The 24,088-nt window shown below is 60.6% G+C and carries 22 protein-coding genes; 6 read left to right on the forward strand and 16 right to left on the reverse strand.

What is annotated here, in order from left to right:
* Nucleotides 1-74: 74 nt before the first annotated feature.
* Nucleotides 75-362 (reverse strand): hypothetical protein, encoded by a 288-nt coding sequence (locus C475_RS15280; protein WP_006884757.1) that lies wholly within the window; start codon nt 360-362, stop codon nt 75-77.
* Nucleotides 363-962: 600 nt separating this feature from the next.
* Between C475_RS15280 and C475_RS15285 the strand changes: the two genes are divergently transcribed.
* The gene (locus tag C475_RS15285; protein WP_049930740.1) at nt 963-1,310 is read left to right on the forward strand and encodes a hypothetical protein; all 348 of its coding nucleotides are present in this window, start codon (nt 963-965) and stop codon (nt 1,308-1,310) included.
* Between the two features lie 86 nt (nt 1,311-1,396).
* Entirely contained in the window at nt 1,397-2,185 is a 789-nt protein-coding gene (locus tag C475_RS15290; protein ID WP_006884759.1) for a CAP domain-containing protein, read from the forward strand.
* 37 nt (nt 2,186-2,222) lie between these two features.
* Here the strand turns inward: C475_RS15290 and C475_RS15295 are convergent, their stop codons facing one another.
* The 12 genes from C475_RS15295 to hisC form a co-directional block, all read right to left on the reverse strand.
* Nucleotides 2,223-3,536 (reverse strand): MFS transporter, encoded by a 1,314-nt coding sequence (locus C475_RS15295; protein WP_006884760.1) that lies wholly within the window; start codon nt 3,534-3,536, stop codon nt 2,223-2,225.
* A gap of 76 nt (nt 3,537-3,612) precedes the next feature.
* Nucleotides 3,613-4,332: a fumarylacetoacetate hydrolase family protein gene (locus C475_RS15300; RefSeq protein ID WP_006884761.1), complete on the reverse strand. Its 720-nt coding sequence runs from the start codon at nt 4,330-4,332 to the stop codon at nt 3,613-3,615.
* A 71-nt stretch (nt 4,333-4,403) separates the two neighbouring features.
* The gene (dinB, locus tag C475_RS15305; RefSeq protein WP_006884762.1) at nt 4,404-5,693 is read right to left on the reverse strand and encodes a DNA polymerase IV; all 1,290 of its coding nucleotides are present in this window, start codon (nt 5,691-5,693) and stop codon (nt 4,404-4,406) included.
* A gap of 115 nt (nt 5,694-5,808) precedes the next feature.
* Entirely contained in the window at nt 5,809-6,561 is a 753-nt protein-coding gene (locus tag C475_RS24420; RefSeq protein ID WP_006884763.1) for a hypothetical protein, read from the reverse strand.
* A gap of 358 nt (nt 6,562-6,919) precedes the next feature.
* A complete protein-coding gene (locus tag C475_RS15315; protein WP_006884764.1) occupies nt 6,920-7,117 on the reverse strand; it encodes a hypothetical protein in 198 nt (65 codons plus the stop codon).
* 146 nt (nt 7,118-7,263) lie between these two features.
* Nucleotides 7,264-7,611: a hypothetical protein gene (locus tag C475_RS15320; protein ID WP_006884765.1), complete on the reverse strand. Its 348-nt coding sequence runs from the start codon at nt 7,609-7,611 to the stop codon at nt 7,264-7,266.
* Nucleotides 7,612-7,887: 276 nt separating this feature from the next.
* Nucleotides 7,888-8,277 (reverse strand): cupin domain-containing protein, encoded by a 390-nt coding sequence (locus C475_RS15325; protein ID WP_006884766.1) that lies wholly within the window; start codon nt 8,275-8,277, stop codon nt 7,888-7,890.
* Nucleotides 8,278-8,280: 3 nt separating this feature from the next.
* Nucleotides 8,281-9,072, reverse strand: a complete 792-nt coding sequence (locus tag C475_RS15330; protein WP_006884767.1) for a glucose 1-dehydrogenase — start codon at nt 9,070-9,072, stop codon at nt 8,281-8,283.
* 80 nt (nt 9,073-9,152) lie between these two features.
* Complete coding sequence (locus C475_RS15335; RefSeq protein ID WP_006884768.1) at nt 9,153-9,827, reverse strand: helix-turn-helix domain-containing protein; 675 nt, start codon at nt 9,825-9,827, stop codon at nt 9,153-9,155.
* Nucleotides 9,828-9,932: 105 nt separating this feature from the next.
* Complete coding sequence (locus C475_RS15340; protein ID WP_006884769.1) at nt 9,933-10,541, reverse strand: CDP-alcohol phosphatidyltransferase family protein; 609 nt, start codon at nt 10,539-10,541, stop codon at nt 9,933-9,935.
* Nucleotides 10,542-10,554: 13 nt separating this feature from the next.
* Nucleotides 10,555-11,079 carry an adenylate kinase family protein gene (locus tag C475_RS15345; protein WP_006884770.1) on the reverse strand — a complete coding sequence of 175 codons (525 nt, stop codon included), beginning with the start codon at nt 11,077-11,079 and terminating at the stop codon, nt 10,555-10,557.
* Nucleotides 11,079-12,161, reverse strand: coding sequence for a histidinol-phosphate transaminase (hisC, locus tag C475_RS15350; RefSeq protein ID WP_006884771.1), 1,083 nt, complete (start codon nt 12,159-12,161; stop codon nt 11,079-11,081). The genes C475_RS15345 and hisC overlap by 1 nt, the downstream gene beginning before the upstream one ends.
* A 1,156-nt stretch (nt 12,162-13,317) precedes the next feature.
* On the opposite strand from hisC, the gene C475_RS15355 reads away from it, so the two are divergent.
* The 4 genes from C475_RS15355 (at nt 13,318) to C475_RS15370 (ending at nt 19,021) form a co-directional block, all read left to right on the forward strand.
* On the forward strand, nt 13,318-13,788 hold the full coding sequence (locus C475_RS15355) for a GDP-mannose mannosyl hydrolase (protein WP_049930714.1): 471 nt from the start codon (nt 13,318-13,320) through the stop codon (nt 13,786-13,788).
* A gap of 106 nt (nt 13,789-13,894) precedes the next feature.
* Nucleotides 13,895-14,956, forward strand: coding sequence for a GDP-mannose 4,6-dehydratase (locus tag C475_RS15360; RefSeq protein ID WP_006884773.1), 1,062 nt, complete (start codon nt 13,895-13,897; stop codon nt 14,954-14,956).
* Complete coding sequence (locus C475_RS15365; protein ID WP_049930741.1) at nt 14,953-15,921, forward strand: GDP-L-fucose synthase family protein; 969 nt, start codon at nt 14,953-14,955, stop codon at nt 15,919-15,921. The genes C475_RS15360 and C475_RS15365 overlap by 4 nt, the downstream gene beginning before the upstream one ends.
* A 136-nt stretch (nt 15,922-16,057) precedes the next feature.
* Complete coding sequence (locus tag C475_RS15370; RefSeq protein ID WP_006884775.1) at nt 16,058-19,021, forward strand: LamG-like jellyroll fold domain-containing protein; 2,964 nt, start codon at nt 16,058-16,060, stop codon at nt 19,019-19,021.
* Between the two features lie 446 nt (nt 19,022-19,467).
* Here C475_RS15370 and C475_RS23250 read toward each other — a convergent pair whose 3' ends face one another.
* The 3 genes from C475_RS23250 to C475_RS24935 all read right to left on the reverse strand — a co-directional run bounded on the left by C475_RS23250 (nt 19,468) and on the right by C475_RS24935 (nt 23,534).
* The gene (locus tag C475_RS23250; protein WP_152436450.1) at nt 19,468-20,271 is read right to left on the reverse strand and encodes an O-antigen polysaccharide polymerase Wzy; all 804 of its coding nucleotides are present in this window, start codon (nt 20,269-20,271) and stop codon (nt 19,468-19,470) included.
* A 1,449-nt stretch (nt 20,272-21,720) separates the two neighbouring features.
* Nucleotides 21,721-22,383, reverse strand: a complete 663-nt coding sequence (locus C475_RS24930; RefSeq protein WP_235728464.1) for an ABC transporter ATP-binding protein — start codon at nt 22,381-22,383, stop codon at nt 21,721-21,723.
* An 83-nt stretch (nt 22,384-22,466) separates the two neighbouring features.
* Entirely contained in the window at nt 22,467-23,534 is a 1,068-nt protein-coding gene (locus C475_RS24935) for an ABC transporter transmembrane domain-containing protein (protein WP_235728465.1), read from the reverse strand.
* Nucleotides 23,535-24,088 lie beyond the last annotated feature (554 nt).

Genomic DNA, 24,088 nt, shown 5'->3' on the forward strand with positions numbered 1-24,088 from the left:
GGTCACGCCGGCCGGAGACACCGTCCCCGATCCGGGTTCGTATCGGTGAAGCGCTTCGGCGTATCGAGCCGGCGTCACGTGCTCCCTCTATCACTCTCGGGTCCCTCGTCTCGACTCCCCTGGCAGTAGAGAGCTCGTGACCGCTCGACGGTGATCGAACGGAGCGTCTCGACCTCGTAGAGCGTCGGCTCGCGGATTTCACCCCGGAGCCCGACGCCGGGGCCGAGGTAGTAGACCCCGACTACCGGGTTGTCTTCGATTATCCCGTCCTGCATCACCGATAGTTCGCCCTCGACACCGACGAGGAACCCGTCCGTCGTCTCCTCCGTGATTCGGTCTTCGGCGTCCGCATCGACGGTCAACTGTCGCGTGTCCGCGTTCGCCTCGGAATCGAGATACGAATTGAACCGATAGGCTTCCTCGTAGGCGGCGGCGTAGGCCGCCGCCGACGTCGCGTCGGGCGGGCTCGCGTACTGGGGATACTCTCTCGGCTGGAACCCCGCTCCCGGCGTGGGTCGGGGCCGCCTCGGGACGACGCAGTCCTCACGAGAAGGGACATCGAACGGGAGTTCGGGTGGGGTGGCTGTCGGAGCCGCCGGCGACTCGGTGTCCGTTCGCGCTCCCGGCTTCCGAGACTCGGGCCCTCTCGGCTCACTTCCGGACGGTTCCGGCGAGGGCCCGTCCGCGGTATTTCGATTGCATCCGGCGCCCGCTGTCGCGAGAGCTGCCATCCCGGCGCGGAGCAGCCGTCGCCGCCGAACGGGCGAATCCATCGTCCGAACCCCTATCGTGTCTTCTCACAAATACTTTCTGTCGGCGCCTCGGCGGCGCCGAGAGCGGTCACGGTGACTCGATCGACTCGGTGACGGCTTCGAACCGTCACCGCAACGATGGTCAATACATTTACCAGCGGGGCCCGAATCGGGCGTAGAGTGGTCGCGACCGATGGAGTGGACGGGACAGTGACGCGCTACGAGACCCACGTCGAGGAGGGGACCGTTTACGTCGGTGCGCCCGACGGGCCGCTGGAGATCGGTCCGCTCGACGCGGTGGTCGACGCGGTGGGTGGCCCCTCGTGGACGATCAGCTACTCGACCGCCGAGCGCGAGCGCCACCCCGAGATGAACACCTCCGACGCGGGACTGACCGTCGACGTGGTCGACATGATGCACACCATGACCTTCGGCGAGCGCTTCGTCGAGACGATGGCCGCCCACCCGGTCGAGACCCCCGAGAACGACGAGCTGTCCCCGCGGATGGGGCTGTTCGTCGGCAAACTACTGGATAACCTGGAGAACGGCGTCGACTGAGCGGCCAGCCCGACCAGCGTATCGGATCGGCGGTCAAGCGAGCGTCAGCGACGACCCTATCCGCGCGTATCGGCTACACCCGTCCGATGGACCATCGCCGCGGTCGCGACACCGCCCGGGCGCCCGGATCCACTGCGCTCGCCAGTCGAAGCGCCGTCGCGGGCGTTCTCGTCGTTCTGGTCTTCGCCGTTGCCGCCGCGGTCGGGCTGGGACTCGTCGCACTCGGCGGCGGACCCGGTCCCGCTGTCGACGCGCCGAACGGGACCGCGACCGACGGCGGGTCTGTGGACCCGCCCGCGACCGACCGGGAGGAGACGGTCGTCGGCGGCTCGGGCCCGGTCGCGCTGACCGACGACGACTCGTCCGCGGTCGGCGACGGAACAGCCGCCGCCGAGATCGACGTGGTCCGGATCGAGCGGGCGATCCACGAACGGGTAAACGAGATCCGACGCGACCGCAGTCTCGAACCGCTGGCCTCCGACGAGGACCTGGCCGAGATCGCTACCTACTACAGCCGGCGGATGGCCGACGAGGAGTTTTTCGCCCACACGGCGCCCGACGGGCAGACTCTGCTCGACCGCTACGACCGCTTCGGCTACGACTGCCGGGTCGACACCGGCGGCCAGCGGTACGTGACCGGCGGCGAGAACCTCGCGTACACGTACGCATACACCCCGGTGCAAACCGAGGACGGCGTCGTCAGCTACGACGGCAACGAGACGCGGATCGCCCGCGGCATCGTCGAGGGGTGGATGAACTCACCCGGCCACCGGGAGAACCTCCTGCGGCCATACTGGAACCGCGAGGGGATCGGCGTCGTCCTCGACCCCGAAAACGGGCGGACGCAGGTGGTCGCCACGCAGAACTTCTGTTGAGTGAGGCGGGGGTCGCGGATTCGGGCGTCGGCCGACTTCAGCCGGCCCGGCGGGCCAACACGAGCCCGGTAACGGACCCGACGGCGGCGATGCCGGCGAGCACGAGGAAGAGGGCGGTCGCGTTCGCGACGGCGAGGATCCCGCCGGCGATGGTGCCGCCGAGCGCGCCGACGCCGAACACGCCGAGGTAGGTGAACCCGTAGGAGAGCCCGCGTGTCCCCGACGGCGTGTACTCGGCGACGGTCGCCTGGTACATCGGCTGGACGACGAACAGGAACGCACCGAGCAGCGCGCCCAGGACCACCAGCGGGCCGAGCCCCGCCTCGGAGACCGGGACGAACAGCACTGCCAGGACCGCGAGCACGCCGAACGACCCTGCCAGCCCGTACTCGACGGGCATGCGGTCGGTGAGCTTCCCACCGGCGTACTGGCCGACGACGCCGACGAGGAGAAGCCCGGAGTAGAAGTAGTCCTGCGGTTTCAGCGTCTGCCCGGCGCCGGGTTCGACGCCGAAGGCGGACCTGACGGACTCGGGGAGGAGCGCGTCCACCGAGATCGGCTCGAACCCTGGGAGGTCCCGCAGCAGTTCCGGGAGGAAGGTCAGCACGCCGCGGTAGTACAGCCCCGAGCACATCACGACGACGAACACGAGGACGAACCCGCCCGCGAGCAGTCGCCGCGACTCCGCGAGGAACTCGCCCAGGTCGTCGACGCCGCTGGTGGCCTTCGAGCCCCCGTCGGCCGCGGCGCCGCTCTCGGCCACTGCGGCGGTCTCGTCGAAGTCCGCGCGGGCCGCGTAGACTGCGGCGAGGACGGCGGGCGCGCCGAGGACGAGCGCGACGGTGCGCCACTCGACGAACAGCAGCATGACCGTGGCGGCCAGCGGGCCGAGCCCGATGCCGAGATTCCCGGCCATGCCGTGGTAGGCCAGACCGGTACCGCGCTCCTCGACGCCCTTGCTGATGAGCGAGAGGCCGGCGGGGTGGTAGACGCTGGCGGCGATTCCCCACAGCACCAGCGCCGCGGCGACGACGAGCATGTTCGGTGCCAGCCCGAGCAAGACGTAGGAGAGCCCCATCCCGAGCAGGCAGGCGCTGATTAGCCGCCGCGAGCCGACGCGGTCGACGAGGATCCCGCCGGGGAGCGCGCCGAGGCCGAACAGGCCGTAGCCGAGCGTGACGACCACGCCGACCGTCGCCGTCGTCACGTCGACGCTCGTGACGCCCAGCGGGATGGCGTCGAACTCGGTGAGCCAGACGACCACGAACAGCGGGATCGTCATCTCGTAGGTGTGGACCGCCCCGTGGGCCAGCGACGCGATCCCCGTGATCGCCCTGTCGTTACCGTTCACTGGAGGCTCCTACCCCATCGAGCGTCTTTACCCCGACGATAGCGGAACGGCTTCCCGTCCGACGTAGCCGGGCTCGTCACTCGCCCTCGACGACCTCGTTCCGCAGCGTCCCGACGCCCTCGTAGGTGATCTCGACCGTCTCGCCCGGCTCGACGGTACCCGGATTCGCGGGACTGCCGAACGCGACGCAGTCGCCGGGTCGGAAGGTGAATCGCCGGGAGAGGTAGGAGACGACCTCGTAGGGCTCGAACAGCATCAGCTCGGTGTTGGCGTCCTGTCGTTGCTCCCCGCCCACGGTGGTCTCGATGTCCAGCCCCGTCGGGTCCACGTCGGTCTCGATCCACGGCCCCAGCGGCGCCGAGGTGTCGAACGCCTTCCGGGCGGTTCGGCCCTGTTGGTCGAGCGCGTCCACGTCGTTCATGACGGTGTAGCCGCGGACGACTTCGGGAACGTCCGCGGGCGCTACGTCCCGACAGCGTTCGTCGATGACGGCGACGAGTTCGCCGGCGTAGGTGAGCTCGTCGGTCCACTCGGGGTAGCGGACCGGCTCCTCGGGGCCGACGAGGGCGGCCGGAGGCTTGATGAAGAAGTCCGGTTCCTCGGGGCGCTCGTAGTCCATCTGGTCGAGCGTCGCGGCGTAGTTGCGCCCGACGCAGTACAGCGCCGACGGCGAACAGGGGTAGGTCAACTCGCCGTCGCGGCCGACGAGGTACTCGCCGTCCTCGGTGACGACGGTCCCGTCCTCGTAGCGGCCCTCGACGACGCCGTCGGGGGTCTGCAGTCGTGCCAGTCGCATGGCTCGCAGTTCGACGCTCTCCGATAACAATCCCCGGTATCACCCGGCGGGCTGCTCGTACCGCCGACGAACTACTCGTACTCCCGGAGCGAGCGCTGACCCTCGGGGTCGCTCGGGGCGTCTCGACCGTCCGACCCGTCCGTATCGCCGTCCGCGGACGCGACGCTCTCGCCGTCCGTCGTCGCGCCGTCGGCCGACCCCGACGATCCGCCCTCGAACCCGGTCAGACTGGCCTGGTCGCTCTCGGCGAAGTCGAGCTTCGAGACGCGGACGCCCAGCTTGCGGACGCGCTCGTCGTCGAACTCCGCCAGGAGATCCAGCGCCGTCGATTCGAGCAGGTCCGGGTCGTCGACGGGCCCGGGCAGCGACTCGGCGCGCGTGTTCACGTCGTAGGGCGGCGTGACGACCTTGATCCCGATGGTGCGGTAGAGCGCGCCCTCGCGCTGGGCGCGGTCGGCCACGTCCCCCGCGAGGGCGCGGACCTTCTCGCGCTTTCGCTCGGTGTCCTCGGTCGCCTCGGTGAACGCCGACTCCCGGGAGAGGCTCTTGGGCTCGCCGACGGGCGTCACCTCCCGTGGGTCCTCGCCGCGGGCGTACCGGCGCACGGCCAGCCCCCGTTCACCGAACTCGCCCCTGACGCGCTCGGGGTCGGCGGCGGCCAGGTCCCCGGCAGTCTCGATACCCATCTCGCGCAACTGCCGGGCGGTGACCGGGCCGACGTTGTGGATCTCGGCCACGTCCAGCGGCGCGAGAAACTCCCGGATTTCGCCCGGTTCGACGACGACCAGGCCGTCCGGTTTGTCGTAGTCGCTGGCGATCTTCGCCGCGCTCATCGTCGGCGCGACGCCGACGCTCGCGACGACTCCGACCTCCTCGCCGATGCGTTCCTTGAGGTCGCGGGCGAAGGCTTCGACCTCGTCCCACGCGACCCGGTCGGTCACGTCGAGGTACGCCTCGTCGATGCTGACCTCCCGGACGACCTCGGCCGCGTCGCGGAGGATCGCCTTCACCTCCGCTCCGACCTCGTCGTAGTAATCGAGGTCGACGGGCCGGTAGAACCCCGCTTGCTCGACGTCCAGATCCGGGTCCCGCGCGGCGTCGACTTTCCGGGGGAGCCGTTCGAGCGCTTCGGAGATCGCCATCGCGCTCTCGACGCCGAACTCGCGGGCCTCGTAGCTTGCGGTGGCGACCGCGCCGTGGGTCTCCGCGGACTCGTAGCCCATCCCGACGACGAGCGGCCGGCCTTCCAGCGCGGGCTCGCGCAGGCGTTCACAGGCCGCGTAAAAGCAGTCCATGTCGACGTGACAGACCACCTGGTCGGGCGTCGCGTCGGCGCCGAGGCTCCCGAGGTCGCCGCTCATCCGGCCCCTCCCGCGGGCGCCGGTCGACGGCGCTCGGCACGGCGTTCGCTCGCGGTCATCTCCTCTGTGCCTTCTCTAGCGCCCCGGGGCAAGAACCCCTCGCCCGCGGGGTCGGTCATCCGCCCACGCGAGCGAGCGCCGGGGCCTCGGAACTGCCCGGCGTCGCCACACCGATCGGCGTGGCGGCGGGCGTGCCCGTCCCGCCGTCGCCCCCGGGCGGCGCGCTCGTCCCGTTCGGCGCGGTGGTGCCCTCGGGCGCAGCGGTCCCGTTCGGTCCAGGAGTGGCCGTCCCGTTCGGGGCGGCCGTCCCGTTGCCCGGCGTCGCGGTGCCGTTGCCCGGCGTCCCGGGCGTCACCGCACCCGGTGTCGGGGTCGGCGTGGGGCTCGGTGTGGGGGTGGGAGTGGGCGTCGGCGTCGCGGTGGGTGTCGGCGTCGCGGTCGGGGTCGGCGACGGCGTCGGGTCCGCGGGCCGGCGGTCGAGGACGAGCCGGTCGCCGCCGGGGCCGTTCCAGACGACGTAGAGCTGTTCGTAGACCGCGTCGGGGACCCGGCACTCGCTGCCGCGAGTGACGTTTTCGACCGGCGTCGCGCAGCCTCCCTCGTCCGTGCCGGCGAAGCTGCCGAGCCGCCCGCGAGTCGCCGACTCGACGGCGACGTGGGAGCCGTTGAGGCGGTCGCCGCCGTAGTGGGTGACGACCACGTCCGTCCCGTTGGGCTCGAAGACGAAACTCGCTCGGGGGCGGTCCGGGTCGGCCGGCCCGCCCGAGATGGACGCGACCAGCGACATCGCCAGCAACAGCGCCGCCAGCGCCATCGCCACGAGGACGACGTTCTCCGAAATCGCGCGACCGCCCCAGCGTCCGTTCACACACTCTCGTTTCCGTCCTCCCCAATAGAGTTACTGGCCGAGGCGTTCGATCGATCGCGACTGTCACGGGTGCTGTCTGCGGTCCCAACTCCCCGTTCGTCTGCGGTCCCGATTCGATACTTACCCGCGACCGAGGGCTCGCCACTGCTCGCGTAGTCAGCGAACCGGCTCCGCAGTACTGTATCAGTCGCTCTCACCGAGGTACGCCGATAAAAGCCTCGAGATGCGACGGGGTGGCCAGTCCCCGTCGCGATTCGCCCGCTTGTTCGTGCACAGTGCCAATATTCCGGGAGTTCACGACGCTGATTCACGTCGGGAGCCCCGTATGGCTCCATCTGTGTGTTATTGCCACACATACTTAGTCCTTCCCGTTCCGGTACGGTTTGCAGGAGCCGACCCGTCTGTCGACCAGTTCGCTCGCGTGATACGACTCGCGGCAGGTCCTGCAGTAGGCGCTGGGCGTCGTCGTCGCGGGCTTCAGCGCCGTGTGGCCGTTCGGGCAGGCCACTCGGTAGGGGTCAGAGAGCAGGTCGGCGAGGGCCTCAGGGGCCACCATCCGTCGCCTCCGCGGCCGTCCCCGTCCGGTCGTGGTCGCCGATGCAGCCACAGCGCGGGCACGGAACCGCCCCGACCGCTCCAATGCCGAACTCGAACCCACAGGCCCGACATCGGTAGACGACCCGCGAACCCGGTCGCGGCGCGTCAGCCATCGCGGCCTCCCCGGCCGTTCGACACCGGTGCTCCCGCGTCCGCGGTGTCGGACTCCGGTCCTTCGTCGCCCCCGCCGCCCGACCGCCGGTCGCCGGTCTCGGCGATCCGCCGGCAGTACGTTGCGGCGGCGTCGGCGGCGGTGTCGCCGTGTCCCTCCGCGGCGACGCCCGTCTGGGTCGCCCGCCAGCCGCCGCCGTACTCCTCCAGCACGATGGTCGTCCACCGTCGCCGGTGCCACGGGGCGTCTTTCTCGTCCGGTCCCTCCGCCGGCGCCGGCGGACGGTCGCCCGCCCTGCCGTCACCTGCCGTGCCGTCGTCCGCGTACTCGCTCGCCGTCACACCTCCGACCAGCGACTCCTGTACAAAAGCCGTTAGCCGCACCTCCGGAGTGAAAGTGAACGCCGATTGTCGGGGGTGATCGCCGCGCCGTCCTGCGGGTGAAAGTGGTTTTTCCGCCGTGAAAGTAGTCGGCGTCGAAGCGGTACGTATCCGTCAGTCGCTGGAACGCCGATGGTGGTCTCGGTCGCCCCGCTACAGCGCTTTCACGTCGTAGACGAGCAGCCAGCCCACCACGGTCGGCCCCGAGAGCGGTTCCGTGACGAACGCGTCGGGCCGCTATTCGATTTCGGGCGCTTCCTGTATCGCTAGTTCGGCGTCGTCCGGTTCCGCGAGGAAGTAGACGTGGCTGAACACCGACTCGGCGTCCTCGCCGGTGCCGTGCCAGTGCTCCTCTCCGGGTTCGAAGACGACCAGGTCGCCCTCCGAGACCTCGCGTTCGCCTTCGCGGGTGCCCACGACGCCGGTCCCCTCGGTGACGTAGAGGATCTGTACCCCCTCGTGGGCGTGGAACTTGGTTCGCTCCCCGGGACGGAAAGTCACTTCCGCCGCCTGTGCGGTGTTCCCATCGAACGCGCTCTCGACGCCGGCCGAGAGCAGCGGCGTCCCTACCTGCACGGGGTGGTCCGCTTCGTCCCTATCGTCCGCCGAGATGCGTGTCACGTTCATGATTCACACAGTCTGACCGCCGTCGACGACCATCGCGTGTCCGAGGACGAACGAGGCGGCGTCCGAACACAGCCAGAGGACCGCGTCGGCTATCTCCGCCGGGTTCCCCATTCGTCCGACCGGTTCCTGATCGATCACCTCCTGACGCCCCTCCTCGGTATCGCCGGTGAACCGGTCCATCATCGACGTGTCGACGATCCCGGGACAGACGGCGTTGATACGGAGGTCCGTCTCGGCGTACTCCAGCGCGGCCGACCGCGTCAGCCCGACGACGCCGTGTTTCGCGGCGCCGTACGCGCTCCCAGGGAACCCACTGATCCCGGCACCGGACGAGATGTTGACGATCGCGCCGCCACCGTCGAGGATCGCCGGGATCTCGCACTTCATCGACAGGAAGACGCCGCGCAGGTCGGTATCGACGATGCGGTCCCACTCGTCGTCGTCGAGTTCGTGCGTCTTCTCGGGCCCCTGCTCGACGCCGGCGTTGTTGCAGGCGAAGTCGAGGCGACCGAACTCGTCTACCGTCGTCTCTATCGCCGCCTGCACCTCTTCGGACTTCCGCAGGTCGCAGCTGACGGCGAGCGCGCGCCCGCCTTCGTCCTCGATCAGCTCCGCTGTCTCCCGGTTGTCGTCCTCGGCCACGTCCGCGACGACCACGCTGGCGCCCTGCCGCCCGAACGCCAGTGCGGTCGCGCGGCCGATGCCGCTCGCGGCCCCGGTGACGAAGGCGACCTTGTCGTCGAAGTTCCTGTACGCTACCGCCGGCTGTCGTCGGTCCTCACCGTCTTCCGTCATCGTACCTTCGCTCGAACCGCCCCGCGCATAGAGTCGATGCTATATGGAAAGGGCGTTTAAGAGGAGGAGTCGACTCGGGCCTACGAGGAGAGCGCGTTCAACCGGTTGTGGGGTTCGAGCGTCGAGGAGAGGAGCTGCCGTTCGCCGCGGCGGAGGAGCGTCGACATGGACGGCTGTGAGATGCCCATCTCCTCGGCGAGCTCCTCGGTCGTGATCTCGCGCGGGCTCTCGTAGTAGCCCCGCGAGATGGCGAGGGTCAGGGCTTCGTACTGCCGGTCGGTCAGTCCGTACTGCGGCGACTCGGCGGTCGAGTCAGCGTCCTGCGTGACGGAGACGATCTCCATCGAGATGCCGTGGTCCTCGAACCGCGTCCGGATCCCGTCGAGCTCGTCGTAGCTCTCGAAGAGCTTCTTCTCGTACCAGCCCTCCGGCGTCACGACCACGGGCTCCACCTCGACCGCGGTGAACCGTTCGGGGGCGAACGCCTCGGCGACCGCCCCCAGCTCCACGGTGAGCCGATAGACGTCCCTGCCGTCTCGCCGCCCGAGCGCCGACGTCTCGACGACCGCTTCGAGCGCCGCGAGGTCGGCCTCGGAGACGCCGTCGTCGGGGTCGACGTGGGCGACGAACACGTCGCAGTCCCGCTTGAGACAGAGACCGTGTTCGCACTCGAACCGACCCGACGGCAGCGACGCCGCGAAGTCCGTGAGCGGGAGCGACGGCGAGCGGATGACGAACTCGGCTGTGATCGCCATTACCCAACGGTTGCTCTGGGAGGGAATAAATCATCGGTCAGCGGCTGACGCCGTCCGAGCAGAGACGCCCGCGTCTCGGTCAGGACGGCGCCGTTCGTCCGTACGTCAGAGCGCCTTCATGGCGTAGTAGAACCGCTGGAGCGCGGTGAAGTGGCCGACGACGGCGAAGAAGACGAGCAGCCAGCCGACGACCGTCAGCCCGGAGAACGGTTCGGTAACGAACGCGGCCGCCGCGCCGACGGCGACGACCAGCGCCAGGCGGTCAGCGCGGCCGACGAGCCCGCCGTAGACCCTGTCGAGGCCGACGGCCTGGGCCTGGGTCCCGAGGTAGGAGGTCATCAGGACGCCGGTGACGGCGGCCAGTCCCAGGGCGTAGGCCTCGAGGCCGGCGGCGAGCCCGGCGATCATCGCGATGTCGGCGTAGCGGTCGAGGACGTGGTCGAGCAGGTCGCCCGCGTCGCTGCCGGTGCCCATCTCCCGGGCGAGTTCGCCGTCGACCAGGTCGAGCCAGCCGTTGAGCGCCACCGCGACCGCGCCGCCGAGGTAGAGGAGGGGATCGCGACGCGGCGCGACGACGAAGGCGGCGCCGCCGACGAGCGCGAGCGCGAACGCGAGCACACTCACCCCGTTGGGCGTCAGCCCGACGCGCTTGGCCAGCGTCACCGACGGCGCGATGGCGCCTTTCACCGCGGGGCGGAACCTGTCCAGTGTCATCTGCTCGAGGCGGTCATAGATAGTCGAGGAACGAAACTGTACCGGCCTGGGGCTCGCGCTCGCCCGCGACGACCGCCTCGATCGCCGCCGCGACTTCCTCGGGCTCGGTCTCCGTCGCGTCGATCTCGTAGACGCTCTCCTCGCCGTGGCGCTCGACCGCTTCGGAGAGGATCACGTCCAGCGCCTCCGACTCGGCGTTCTCCGCGGCCTTCGCGTCGGACTCTCCGCGGTCGGTGAGCCGACGCTCCAGCTCCTCGGGATGGGTTCGGAGAACGACCACGCGGTCGGCGTCGAAGTGATGAGCGAGGTGGGACTCGAACAGCACGTCGTCGCGACCGTCGAGGTAGTCGGCGACCGCGTCGAGGTCGGCGACCGCCGAGTCGCGCTCGTCGTCGTGTTCGACGACGAACTCTTCCTCGTGGATCACGTCGTTGAGATGCTCGACGGCCAGACCCGAGGCGGGCCCGTCCGCGTCCGCGAGCCGCTCGACGGCGGTCGTCTTGCCCGTTCCGGGCGTGCCGGTGACGGCGACGCGCATCAGGCGGAGACCTCCGCGAGGACCTCGTTGATCGTCTCGACCGCGCGGCGGGTCTCGGCCTCGGTACCGCAGGTGATCCGGATACATTCGGGCAGGCCGAAACTGGTGCAATCGCGGACGATGACGCCCTCGCGCTGGGCGGCGTCGGCGACCGCGCTCGCGTCGCCGACCTCGACGAGGACGAAGTTGCCGCCGCTCTCCCAGGTGTCCGCGTCCAGGTGTTCGTGCATGTACTCGCGGGCCCATCTGGCGCCCTCGACGGTCCGCTCGACGTGGTCGTCGTCGTCGAGCGCCGCGAGACCGGCCCGGCAGGTCAGCTCGGTCACGCCGAAGGGAGTGGTCACGCGGGCGTAGGCGTCGGCCCACTCCTCGGGCGCGACGGCGTAGCCCAGACGCATCCCCGCGAGCCCGTAGGCCTTCGAGAACGTCCGGATCACGGCCACGTCCTCGCGCCCCTCGACGAGGTCGATAGCCGAAGGCGAGTCCGTGAACTCGATGTAGGCCTCGTCGTAGACGACGAGCGTCTCCTCGTCGGTCTCCTCGGCGACGGTCCGCACGTCGTCCAGGCTCATCTCCGAGCCCGTCGGGTTGTGCGGGCTGGTGACGTAGACAATCCGGTGGCCGTCGTAGGCGTCGAGGACGGTCTCGGGCGTCTGTTCGAAGTCGTCGGCCTTCTCCAGGCGATACTCGTCGACCTCGCCGTGGTGGTAGCGAGCGGACATCGGGTAGTAGGCGAAGCCCGGCGTCGGAACGAGCACCCGGTCGCCCGGCTCGATGAACGCCCGCGCGAGGTTGTCCAGCGCGGTGTCGCCGCTGGGAGTGAGCCAGATCTGCTCGGGGGCCAGGCCGTGACGGTCGGCGACCTTCTCGGTGAGGTCGGTGTGGGCGGACTTGGGGTAGCTGGAGACGCGGTCAGCGTGTTCGCGGACGGCCTCGACGGCCTTCGGGCTGGCGCCGAAGGGGTTCTCGTTGGAGGAGAGCTTGACAAGGTCGTCGGGGTCGAGCCCGAGTTCGCGGGCGACCTCCTCGATGCCCCTCCCGGCGCGGTAGACGGTGTGGTCGGAGAGGTCCCGTGGTTCCATACCGGAACCAGCGCCGGCCGCATCTTAAGCGTGCTCACACGGCGTCAGTGACCCGCGAGTGAAGTCGTGAGCCACTGATCGGAGACACCAGCTGTTCCGTGGAAGGCGCCTTTCAGTAGCGCTCGATCGAATCTGCAACCCACTGAGATCGGGAGATTGCCGTCAGTTCGGTCTGAATCGCTTGGAATTCCAGGATACAGGGTAAGAAGATCCCCGCTAGTATAGTGGAAAATACACGGATTCGAAGCGAAAACACCGATTGGTCGCCCAAGCGAGACGGCGGGCCCACCCCGGGGAGACTCAGGTGGCCGAAATCCCCACGGAGCGCGGCCGGCGCCTGCTTGGGATCCTGGAGCTACCATAATTCTGAATTGTCCCATACTTAGCGGAACACCCCTTCATACGCTAGGTATGTCCGGTTTCAGGGGTGCAGCGAAATAGGGATGTCGACATGTTTCGGCCAGCGTCGTGTTCGATGGATTCGGCTCGAAAACGCTGTTGTGGGCCGAAAATAGCAGAATCGAGCATGTGGTCGGGTGGTCGCAATCTAGAGATTTCTGGGGAGTCTAGACGCGAATCGGGGTAGGAAACCGGTATACTAGCGGGGAATGGCCAGGGTGTACGTGCGGATCAAAGGCGATACATAGGGGTGTTCCTCTCGATTCGGGGATTTCGGGGGGTTGTAGATCACGGCGGGTTTGCTGAGAATGGTGTGGTGACTGACATAGTTCGTCGGGTGTGTGAACTGAACGAGCGGCCGTCCGTTTTCCAACGTCACGGGAGGGGTTCTTAGATTTAGATGACCGAACGATTACCGGTCAACCAGTCGTGGATGGCCTGTGTGGTGACCCATCATGCCTTCGCCAATGTGTCCCGATGGCTTCGAGTGGGAGTTAGCTGTGAGCACACGAGTCCGGAGAGACACACGGGGACCGAGTGGACTGAAGTACAGACCGTTTAGTCTCGAAAATATTGAAATAGGCAGGATCTTCACGAATCGAGAAGCACTCCACATCGCCCATGTTTCCGGGTTGACCGGGTTCTGAGTTGAGACGACGAGGTGAGTCCGAACGGAACGGTGCTCAGGCCGGCGATGGTGGACGGTTAATCTGCCGACGACCACAAGATGGGTATGACATGATCTACTACCCCCTGTATGTCTGAGAAGAAGCCGGTCCCCCAGTCTGATTGGGAAACTATTGTAGCAAACGTACCGCTTGTCTCTGTTGACCTAGTCGTTGAGCACCCAGATGGCGTGGTACTTGGAAAGCGTACAAATGAGCCTGCGAAGGGCGAGTGGTTCATGCCTGGTGGGACAGTCCGTAAACATGAGTCCTTAGAAGATGCCGTCCACCGCGTGGCTGCTGATGAGTTAGGTGTGTCTGTGTCGATTGAGGAGCAACTTGGCGTCTACGAACATTTCTACGACATCGCTGATGTTGACAACAGCGATGGGAAACACTACGTCCCGATCGCTTACCACGTCACTGCTGACGATGCTGAACTCGAGTTTGACGACCAACACGAGTCACTTCGCCCGTTCGCTTCACCTTTCGACAGTATCGACTTGCACCCCTACGTGAAAGATTACTTGGTGGATGCAGGATTCCAGGTTGCCGAAAATTAAGTACACATCTTCAACGCCTGTCTGCCTGCTACCGTGACGGGTTACTTCGACTGGAGGTTCCTGATATTAGTAACTTAAATACGTGGTTAGGCTAGAGCCAATAACGATGGATATCGATACGAAAGTCGAAGATCGCCCGGTCTTCGTCACCGGGGCTGATGGATTCGTGGGGTCACACCTGGTTGATAGGCTCGTAGACGCTGGAGCCGATGTCCACGTCTTTGTTCGTGCGACATCCAGCGGCGAACTCAACAACATCGTCCACCAGTCAAAGGAGGTCACAGTCCACCGTGGCGACCTCAGAGACAGCCATTCCGTCCGTGAGGCGCTGTCAAGCCTGCAAGATTACAGCGATTCGCTGATCTTCCATCTCGCTGCGCAGGCTCACGTGGGCGAGTCTTGGGATCGACCGTATGAGACGATCGAAACCAACGTCACAGGGACGCTAAACCTCTTGCAAGCGGTGGTCGACCTCGATCTCGATGTCGCGAAGATAGATACCGCTGGAACAAGCGAAGAGTATGGCAATATCAAGGACGAAATGGAGGAAAAGCACGAGTTCCAGGAAGACGGACGGGTACTGCTGAGCGAGCGGTCGCCCGTGAATCCCACCAGTATTTACGCGACCTCGAAGCTTGCGGCTGACTTCCTTACGATGAACTTCCACGACGGGTACGGACTGCCAACTGTCACGACGCGGATGTTTAACAATTACGGTCCGCGTCAGAATCCACGGTACATCACTGGAACGATCATCACACAGGCACTGGAGAACGATGTCGTCAAGCTCGGAAACCTCCAGCCGAAACGGGACATGTGTCATGTGAGTGATGGCGTCCGTGGTCACCTTCACGTCGCATTGGAGGGCACTCCGGGTGAGCAGTACGTCTACGGCCACGGCGAGAACATCTCGATGCGGGAGTGGACGAACCTGATTCTCGAGGTTGGGAGTGAACACGGTTACTGGAATAATCCCGAGATCGTCCAACGAGAGGATCGGTACCGGCCAGGTGACAGCGATGTCGAGGAGCTTCTCGTTGGCTACGAAAAACTCCACGAGGAGACTGGCTGGGAGCCTGAAGTGAGCTGGCGGGAGGGCGTCCACGAGACGATTGACTGGTACGACAAGAACCGAGAGCAGTGGTACGGGCGGGTGGACTGGCGATGAGCGAGAGCCAGTTCTGGGGCGACAAAACCGTCATGGTGACTGGTGGGTCGGGTTTCCTTGGCTCACACCTCGTTGAGAGTCTCGAATCACGATCGTCTGGTGTCGAAACCTTTGTCCCACGAAGTGCAGAGTACGACCTCCGCGAGAAATCTGACATCCAGCGGGCGTTTGAGGATTCAGATGCTGATGTCGTCATTCATCTCGCGGCGACTGTCGGCGGGATCGGTGCGAATCGAGAGAACCCTGGCCGATACTTCTATGATAACGCGATCATGGGCATCGAGCTCATGGAACAGGCTCGGCAATTTGACGTGGAGAAATTCACCATCTTGGGGACGATTTGCTCATACCCGGAGATGACAGATATCCCGTTCAGCGAGGACGACCTGTACGACGGATATCCCGAAGAGACCAACGCTCCGTATGGCATCGCAAAGAAGGCGTTACTGACCCAATCGCAGGCGTATCGGAAACAGTACGGCTTCAACAGCATCTACTTGATGCCCGTCAATCTCTACGGGCCGCAGGATGACTTCGACTTGGAGACAAGCCATGTCATCCCCGCGATCATCCGGAAATGCGTTGAGGCGCGGGAGCATGGTGAGGACTCAATTACGGCGTGGGGAACGGGAGAGCCAACCCGGGAGTTCCTTTACGTGAAGGACGCGGCAGACGGTATTCTCACTGCCACGGAGCGCTACAACCAGAGCGACCCGGTGAATCTGGGAAGCGGAACCGAGATTAGCATTCGGGAATTGGTTGAATTGATCGCAGATCTCACTAATTTCGAGGGCGACATCAACTGGGATACTTCGAAGCCGGACGGCCAACCTCGTCGGAGACTTGATGTCTCGCGAGCGAAACAGCGATTCGACTGGGAAGCGCAGACAGCCTTCAGAGACGGACTCAAACGAACGATCGACTGGTACGAGGAAAACCGCAAACAGATAGTTATTCCCGACTAATGGTTTAGCTTGCTAATGTATGCTCTACAGTCGTTGTTTGTGGTTTTTAACCTTCGACACTAATTATTGCGGGTAACCAGGCGGCGGTACGAGGAATGTATGTTATTTATACCCTCCGGCCAATTGTAGTGCAGTAATGGCTGACGCGCGGACAGAGACCGAAGCCCTCCTCGCAGACAAGTCTCACTTGGAGTCGCAGCTTGAGGAAGTCTTGGCAGTTGATGAGTCGACCGAGTCCTGGGCGTTCGACGACGTGTCGCTGGATTCGGGCGCGTTCGGTGAGCTGGTCTCTCGGGGCATCGTCGAGGAGGTCAACGGTGAGTACACGCTAGCGGATCCGAAAGCTGTTCGGCAAGCACTAGATGGTGATGGAAGCGTGTCGTCTGACGACGAGCAGTCGGCGTCATTTACCGAGTCGTTATCTGTCGAGTTTGATCGGGTGGCGGTCGCCGGCTTGCTCGGTGCGCTGGCGCTGGTCGTCGTCTTCCGAGTGTTGCCGCTGCAGTCGGTGTTCCGCGGCGGCGACGTGGTGCTGTCGGGCAACGACCCCTACTACTATCGCTATCTCGTTCACGAACTGCTGGCGGTGAGTTCGAATCCGTTCGACCTGTCCGTGTTGTCATCGTTGCCGTCGGGTGTGGCGCACGGTGAGCCACTGATGCTCGTGTCGATGTGGTGGGTGTCGGCGCTGCTGGGCGGGGAATCCGCAGTTGACGGCGTGCTGGCGTGGTTCCCTGTCGTCTCCGCAGTCGTGACCGCGCTGCTGGTGTACGCGCTGACGGTGCGGGTGACCGACGACAAGCGGGTCGGTATCGCCGCGGTCGCGCTCCTGGCGGTGACGCCGGGTCACGCCTTTCGCACTGGGCTCGGGTTTGCGGATCATCACGCCTTCGACTACCCGTGGCTGGCGCTGACTGTGCTGGCGGCCGTCTCCGTGGTCGGTCGTGATATTCTGGAGCGGCGGACGTGGGCATGGGTCGGCGCCCTCGCTGTCGGTGTCGCCGGACAGATGCTCGCGTGGGACGCCGGACCGCTGCTGTTGGTGCCGCTCGGACTGTTCGCGCTGGGACTGGTGCCGTCGGTGTTGCGAGACGGTGGGTCGCCGCTTCGGGCTGGCAGGCCCCTGCTGGCCGGTGTGTCAATGGGGACATTCGTGGCTGTCCTCGCGCACATTTCGCTGGGGTGGCACACGCCAGCGGTCATCGTCGCGCCCGTACTGTTGTCGGTCGGGATCGCTGGCCTGCTCGTGTTGGGTGAGGGTGCGCGGCGTGCTGAGGTGTCCTCGCGGTTGGTTGTGGGGGTCTCGGTCGTCGGGTTAGTCCTCGGTATCGTCGCTTTGTGGTCGCTGGTACCGGTGTTTGCGACGGAGTTAGAGCGCGGTATGGACTTCCTGCTGACGACCGAGGGGATCGCGGAGACGACCTCAATAGTGTCCGGCGACTTGGGGACGATCATCGGTCCGATATTCCTCTTCGGGTTCGGGCTCTTCCTAGCGTTGGGGCACATGTGTTGGGCCCTCTGGATGAGCTATCGGCGCCACGCGCCGGCTTGGCTGCTGATCACTGTATACGGCTGGTACTTCTTGTTGCTGTCTGCGATCCAGGTTCGGTTTGCGGGCCAACTGGCACTATTTGCGGCGCTGTTTGGTGGGTTAGGGTTCGTCCATCTGGCGGCGTGGGTCGACTTGGCGTCGGTTCCCACGCCGTTCGTTGATAATCGTCTGGCTGATGGCCCTAGGGTCGTCGGTAGCAGTGGAGATGAGTTTAGCTCTGCCGGTGAACTGGTTCGGCCCAATCGCCGGCAATTGCTTCATCTCGGCGTGCTCGGATTCGGGGCGGGGAGTCTCGGCGGGTTGTTGACGCCTATTCGGCACTCGCAGTTAGTGATCGACGATTCGATGTACGAGGCTGCAAAGTTTATGCGAGAGCATTCTAAAGAACAGGGATGGGATTATCCGAAAAATTATGTGTTTAGTCAGTGGGGTCGTAATCGAGTGTACAATTGGTTCGTGAACGGAGAATCTCGAGGGTACGGGTATGCTCAGTCAAACTTTCAAGACTTTGTGACCTCGGGTAATAGTGCAGAGTGGTATGAGCAACTACGAAACCGTGCTGGGTTCATTACTATAGAAGAGAGCGATCCCTCCGCCACGACGGAATTCGGTGAACTTTATGACCAACTCTGGAGCGACACCTTTGGGATTGACACGGAAAATTATCGCGCAGTGTGGATGAATTCAACGGATTCACTGCGGGTATTTACTCCGGTTTCTGGAGCATTGGTAACTGGTCCTGCGCCGAAAAATAGGACATTGAACATTGAAGTAACGGCAGAGATTGGGCAGAAATCGCAGTCCATTGCGATTGAAAGGCATACCGGCGACCAAGGCATTTACCAGGCAGTGGTACCACTACCTGGAATTTATCAGGTTAATGGAAACCGTCTAAGTGTGTCAGAAGATGACGTACAACAGGGAAGCGTCATATCAGGGTTCAGTGGAAATGGTTACGCCTACTGGTCTTTTAACGAGGGTTCCGGTGAGTGGGCGTATGATCGTGTCGGCGGACACCATGGTCGAATTCATGAGGCTGAGTGGACAAACAGGGGACGGTCAGAGTTTGCACTATCATTCAGTGGAAAAAACTCGTCCGACTTTGTTGAGAGCCCTGTAACATCCTTACAGACGTTTACTATCTCTCTGTGGGCTAAACCGGCCGCTCTTGATGTTTCGGAAGATAACGATTTTCGAGATATCATACGAACACCAACTGGGAGAATTATGGTTTTTGAACAAAGTGGGAAGATCAGCTTCCGACTGCCTGGTGTTGATGATGGCCGGCTAACCGGACGTGGCATCCAGACAAATGAGTGGCAGCATATTGCAATGACATACGATGGATCAGTCCGCACGATATACATTAATAATGAGAGAAAGGCCCGTGATCGAGTGTCTGTCGGAAAGTTGGATTGGGGTGGAACACTACGCTTGGGGAATCAATTTTCGACACCGTCCGGACACGGCTATGCTGGTCTGCTTGATGAAGTTCGAATCCACAATAGGGTGTTGTCCGACGAAGAACTTACCAATCTTAGGAAATAGGACCGCGGTATTAACCCCATTTGCTAAGTCAAGCCACTAAGTCCTCGTTTCAATTGATCACGAATATGAAAGCACTGAATCGTCGAGACTACTGTTTCACAGTTGAATGACTGTCGTATAAATACGTGTGGAAGCGGTCCATCCCTATGACTACAGTTTGGAACCAATTTTTGAGTCGGTTCCGGACCTCATGGGCGAGATGATTGATCAGTTCATGCCGAGGAGGTAGTCAAATATGAATAGATTCACACAGCCCGTGTGATAGAAACATCACATTTGTGCTAAGAGGATGGAAGGTTACTACGGGAGGGCTGGGCCTGCGATGGCTAGATAAGTCTACCTCGAATGCTGGCTTCGATTCCGTGTCAGTTTTGTAGGATCCTGTGTCTCTCAATTGAGACCAACATAGCTAACGCTACACCGGCTTTTGATACATTGTCACACTTTCATCGCCATCTTACGATCTCGACGAGCATAACCATGCTAATCCATGCCAATACAAACAATGATAGATATGATGTTGCCGAAAGAAAGCTTCCTCGAAAAAACAATAGTAAGTTCCCAGTAGAAAATACGCCAAGCTGTAGCCATAGATCAACTGAATCTGAATTATCAACATGTCTGCCAATAGAAATATCAAGTCTCCTATCAAAAATTTGGATACCGGCCCCTGTGAGGATACCCATTCCCAGTATGCCTAATATGCCAAAATTTAGGTATGATTCCGCCAAGAATGGAACGCCTATATTGGTGTTTAACACCGTATGCCCCTGCGTACCCAACCAGTTCGAAATAAATATTCCAGAACCGACCGGTTTGTTCGGCCAGACCGTTCGCGGAATGAAGAATGAGAGTCCACCAATCAACTGACTACCCATTTCAAATCCAACTTCGTCTGTATAGTGAATAGTATGGCTAATATTCTCGTGAGCATCAAAAGTTTGAGAAAGAATATACGAAAAGGGTGATAGAGCTACTGACCTGACTACATCAGAGAAAGACTCGGCATACCTGAATGCATCAACTATCTGCGCACCCGGGAGAGCAACCATAAGTATCGAAAATGGAGCCCATCCAGTAGACAGGTATTTAATTAACACCAACAAGCATATCCCAAAAATAATGTTTAGTGCATAATACCTTGGAGTAGAGATAGGGTTATTTACGAAGAACGCAAGTAGGAGAACCGGTGAGTGATAAAATGCAGCTCGTCCATCGTTAACTTTGGCAAATTTTGTATAAACAACCATTACACAGAGAAGCGAAAAAGGCCTAATACATCTTAGAAGGAAAAACGAAATTGGGCCCCAATCACCGAATGCCTGTTCAACAGCCACCGACCGTAGATGACGCGTGAGGAAAGCGGAGGGCCCATAAATCAGTACTAGAGATACCGAAGCTATCAAACTCACAACTGACAGAACAATACGCTGTTCACGATTGACACCAGTTACAAACAAAGAAAAGTCAAGAGGCGTTGAACCGGCATTTTTCACTAGAAAACGTCCAACTATGTAACACAGGCACCAGAATATAATGAGGATGTTTGTGGCTAATAGATATTCTGTGGCAGGGGAGTAGCGGTACGACTGTGTAAGGTACTGCCCAATTGGAGCAACTACCAAGAACACCAACGTAAAGTACCAATGGACCATATCTAGAGAAAACCTACTTTTGGTAATAGAACTATGTATCATACCAACACAAAGGAAGCAAATAGGGATGAAAGATAAAATATAAACAACCCCGTAGATCGATGGGGTCATAGGATCCCTTGAGATAGAGACTGCTATAGTAGAAACCAACGTAAATACTATTAATAAATACAGCTTCCTTCTGCCTCGGATTTGCACCCTGAAATGGGACCTTCGGTCCACGTGAGACTAATTTTAATACTAGAACAAAACGGTTATGAATTGCTTCATGACAGTGTATCGGTAGCGATTCGTGGGTGGCATTGTGGCAACTGTCTTACTAGATTGCGCGTCGAAGTGATGAAAATGACTTCTGCCTGATAGATGAAATTGCCGGTGACAGCGGCATAGTAGTTAAATAAAGTTGTCATTCTGGGCCGTAGCCGGACATCCGGATCGGCGACGGCACTGAATACTCGACTGAATATAATTTATCCGTACAATTTATTATGTATTTATCTGGACCTCTATGCATTGATCAGAGCTACAGTACGGTCCATTATTCCGCCCAGGAGTTGATATCAGGCTTATACCTAGCTAGTCCTCGAGTCAGATCGCACCCGGCAAAATTGTAATTCAGACGTCATTTAGCCATTCTGGGTTTATATCGTCGTAGATCGAAGCTAGTTTCGCCTCACGTTCAGCCCTTTCCAACGATCACCACAGCCCCTATCGAGAGCCTCGGCCACAAACTGCGGCACAGCACAATGTTGAAACTGTTGCCTTTCTCACCGAGCTGCTCAGTACATCCAAGCCGCGCTGTAGCGAATTGGATTCTGTTTCAGATGGCTCGCTACGGAAATCAGAATATTATCAAACTTCCCGAAAACTGAAACACCGAGTGTCGTTACTTCTAAACTGTTTCAGTCAACCAAATCAAAGCCCCCCAAATTTCTGCTTTGGGTTTGCTCATGGAATACTATGATCAAAGATGATAGAAGTTGGTATAGAAACTTCATATGAGGATTGTTCGCTATTCAGACCATGCCTTGAAATAGTGTCCAGTCATGAGGAAAATTGCATTCCATGCAGTGATGCGTACACTCCCTCTTCATTGAGGAGTTCATCATGCGTTCCTTCTTCAACGATGCGTCCGTCCTTCAGCGCATAGATCCGATCAGCATTCCTGACAGTTGAGAGCCTATGAGCAACCGTAAGCACAGTATATTCTCGATCCAGATTTTCAATGCCCTCTTGAACTTGCGCTTCTAACGATGAATCAAGATCGCTCGTTGCTTCGTCAAGAATTAATAACTCTGCATTTCTTAAGAGTGCACGGGCGATTGCGAGTCGCTGACGCTGGCCACCCGAAAGCTTTACACCTTGGTCGCCCAGTTCTGTTTCGTATCCGTTTGGCAATTCATTTAAGAACTCAGTTACCTGAGCAACTTTACACGCTGTCTCAATCTCGTCATCTGTCGCATTCCGGTTTCCGATTGTCAAGTTTTCTCGGAGAGTTGTATCGAAGATGTACGGGTTTTGTCTCACTACAGAAATACGTGATCGCCAGTCCCCCGCACCGAAATTGCCAATGGATGAACCATTTGCCCGAATTACACCAGAGTCCGGCCGGTATAATAGCGCTAATAGTGACGTGATAGTTGATTTTCCTGCTCCTGATGGTCCGACGAAAGCAACGAAGTCACCACTCTCAAACTCGAAGGACACATTCTCCAAAACTGGCTCACCCTCCTCATAACTGAAGTACACATCTTCAAACGATATAGTATCTATAGATCCAGGAGCGGATTCTACCGACTTTTTTTGCTCTCGATTATTTTTATAGTATCTATAAACGCCTGAGTTTTGACAAGGTGAGGCAGTTCGCCCTGCGTCCGATAAAAGTTGTTATTGAGGGCGCTGAGCTTAGGTCCGAGACGAAACATTGCGAAAAGGAAAATTCCAAGCGCTCCGAACGACAATGAAGAGAATGTTAACGCCCCGTACAACAGCACGAAGACGCCAACTGCAGTTGCTAATTGGTAGAAGTTCTTGATTGCTTCTTCGTTTCTTCGGAGTATAATTCTGTTTGTTTCGAATGACTCGACGGAGCCCTTGAATTTACGACGAAGTTCAGAGGACACTCCAAATAGCTTCACGTCACGAATCCCTTGAGTCCCTGCTTGGGCGAATTCTTGAATCTCTTCCTTTGCAGTCGCCACTTGATCTCCAAGAGAATAACCTGACTCAAGATAGTCACTGAAAAAATAAAATACCACAGTTAGGAAGCCCCCTACAGCAAGCGTCAGCTGGGGAGCTAAGTACAGTGCGATACTCACATACACGAGTGATAGCATCGCCTGTTCAATAGTCTGAATCGCAAACCGTATCACCTGACCGGCATACTCTGACTGGGTTACAATAGTATTCAGAATCGCGTCTGAACCCTGATTGTCGAAATATGAGATCCGAGCATCGAGTGCACGATCGAACACCTCTGTTTGGAGATACCGAACGTACTGCGTTTCGATGGCTGCTCGAAACCATCCCACAAGAAAACTGGCGGTGAATCTGATCGTCATAATCCCAATTACTCCTGTGACTAAATACTCAATCGTGAACGGCAAGTTGAGAATATCGTACACGCGCAAGAATACCTGAAGAACTCCACTAGCATCTTTAGGTTCTGCTCCACCTGATTGAGCAACATCAATAATTGGGAGGATAAAACTTAGTCCGAATCCTTCTAGCATCGCAGCAAGTGTGCTGAGGACGATCACCGCCACTGCGAACTTCGGCCGGAATTTTGCTACCTGATACAAAGCTTCTACCTTATCACGAAATGTTATTTCTTTCTTAGTGTCTTGTTTTGATGTCATATGTTAGTAGTGAGTTCCGATTGCACCTTCTGTTGCGGGATTAAATACGGACTTGGTAGTCACTATTCCATCAAAGTGTCTGTGGTCAGGCCAGGTTAGGCTGAAAAGAGTCATGTTCAGTGTTGGATGGTTCATTCGTATCCCCCAGATACACTCTTACATGGTGATGCAGAGTCGGCATCTCCTTAGAGGAGAGTATTTCAGACCAGATGTACTGCCCGTCAAGTATAAATCCTTCCGATTTTAGTACCGCCGCGAAACCATTGGCCACAATATGTTCACCGGCGGTTCCCACAATGCCAGCAACTCAGTAGACTGATTGTAAGTGTCAAACCCCAAAAATCCACGACATCAATCCAAGCTCTCCTCAACGACACAGTGAACAGCTCTAGTCACCCGCTCTTCTTTTATGTCGAACCGCCCCGAACGAACCATTCCCCTTCTGCTGGCTCGTTCTGGCATCTCACAAGGAAGGCGCTTTCACCACACTAGCCCACGGGTGACTGGGACGTATCCAGTGGTGTCTGACAAAGGACCGCTGCCCAAAGATCGTC

It is taken from the genome of Halosimplex carlsbadense 2-9-1 (genome assembly GCF_000337455.1).
Lineage (GTDB): Archaea > Halobacteriota > Halobacteria > Halobacteriales > Haloarculaceae > Halosimplex > Halosimplex carlsbadense.

What these genes read in the sequence shown, in the direction of transcription:
- C475_RS15290 (WP_006884759.1), top strand. Translation starts at nt 1,397, where the DNA reads ATGGACCATCGCCGCGGTCGCGACACCGCCCGGGCGCCCGGATCCACT.
- C475_RS15300 (WP_006884761.1), bottom strand. Translation starts at nt 4,332, where the DNA reads ATGCGACTGGCACGACTGCAGACCCCCGACGGCGTCGTCGAGGGCCGC.
- dinB (WP_006884762.1), bottom strand. Translation starts at nt 5,693, where the DNA reads ATGAGCGGCGACCTCGGGAGCCTCGGCGCCGACGCGACGCCCGACCAG.
- C475_RS15315 (WP_006884764.1), bottom strand. Translation starts at nt 7,117, where the DNA reads ATGGTGGCCCCTGAGGCCCTCGCCGACCTGCTCTCTGACCCCTACCGA.
- C475_RS15325 (WP_006884766.1), bottom strand. Translation starts at nt 8,277, where the DNA reads ATGAACGTGACACGCATCTCGGCGGACGATAGGGACGAAGCGGACCAC.
- C475_RS15330 (WP_006884767.1), bottom strand. Translation starts at nt 9,072, where the DNA reads ATGACGGAAGACGGTGAGGACCGACGACAGCCGGCGGTAGCGTACAGG.
- C475_RS15335 (WP_006884768.1), bottom strand. Translation starts at nt 9,827, where the DNA reads ATGGCGATCACAGCCGAGTTCGTCATCCGCTCGCCGTCGCTCCCGCTC.
- C475_RS15340 (WP_006884769.1), bottom strand. Translation starts at nt 10,541, where the DNA reads ATGACACTGGACAGGTTCCGCCCCGCGGTGAAAGGCGCCATCGCGCCG.
- C475_RS15345 (WP_006884770.1), bottom strand. Translation starts at nt 11,079, where the DNA reads ATGCGCGTCGCCGTCACCGGCACGCCCGGAACGGGCAAGACGACCGCC.
- hisC (WP_006884771.1), bottom strand. Translation starts at nt 12,161, where the DNA reads ATGGAACCACGGGACCTCTCCGACCACACCGTCTACCGCGCCGGGAGG.
- C475_RS15355 (WP_049930714.1), top strand. Translation starts at nt 13,318, where the DNA reads ATGTCTGAGAAGAAGCCGGTCCCCCAGTCTGATTGGGAAACTATTGTA.
- C475_RS15360 (WP_006884773.1), top strand. Translation starts at nt 13,895, where the DNA reads ATGGATATCGATACGAAAGTCGAAGATCGCCCGGTCTTCGTCACCGGG.
- C475_RS15365 (WP_049930741.1), top strand. Translation starts at nt 14,953, where the DNA reads ATGAGCGAGAGCCAGTTCTGGGGCGACAAAACCGTCATGGTGACTGGT.
- C475_RS15370 (WP_006884775.1), top strand. Translation starts at nt 16,058, where the DNA reads ATGGCTGACGCGCGGACAGAGACCGAAGCCCTCCTCGCAGACAAGTCT.
- C475_RS23250 (WP_152436450.1), bottom strand. Translation starts at nt 20,271, where the DNA reads ATGGTTGTTTATACAAAATTTGCCAAAGTTAACGATGGACGAGCTGCA.
- C475_RS24935 (WP_235728465.1), bottom strand. Translation starts at nt 23,534, where the DNA reads ATGACATCAAAACAAGACACTAAGAAAGAAATAACATTTCGTGATAAG.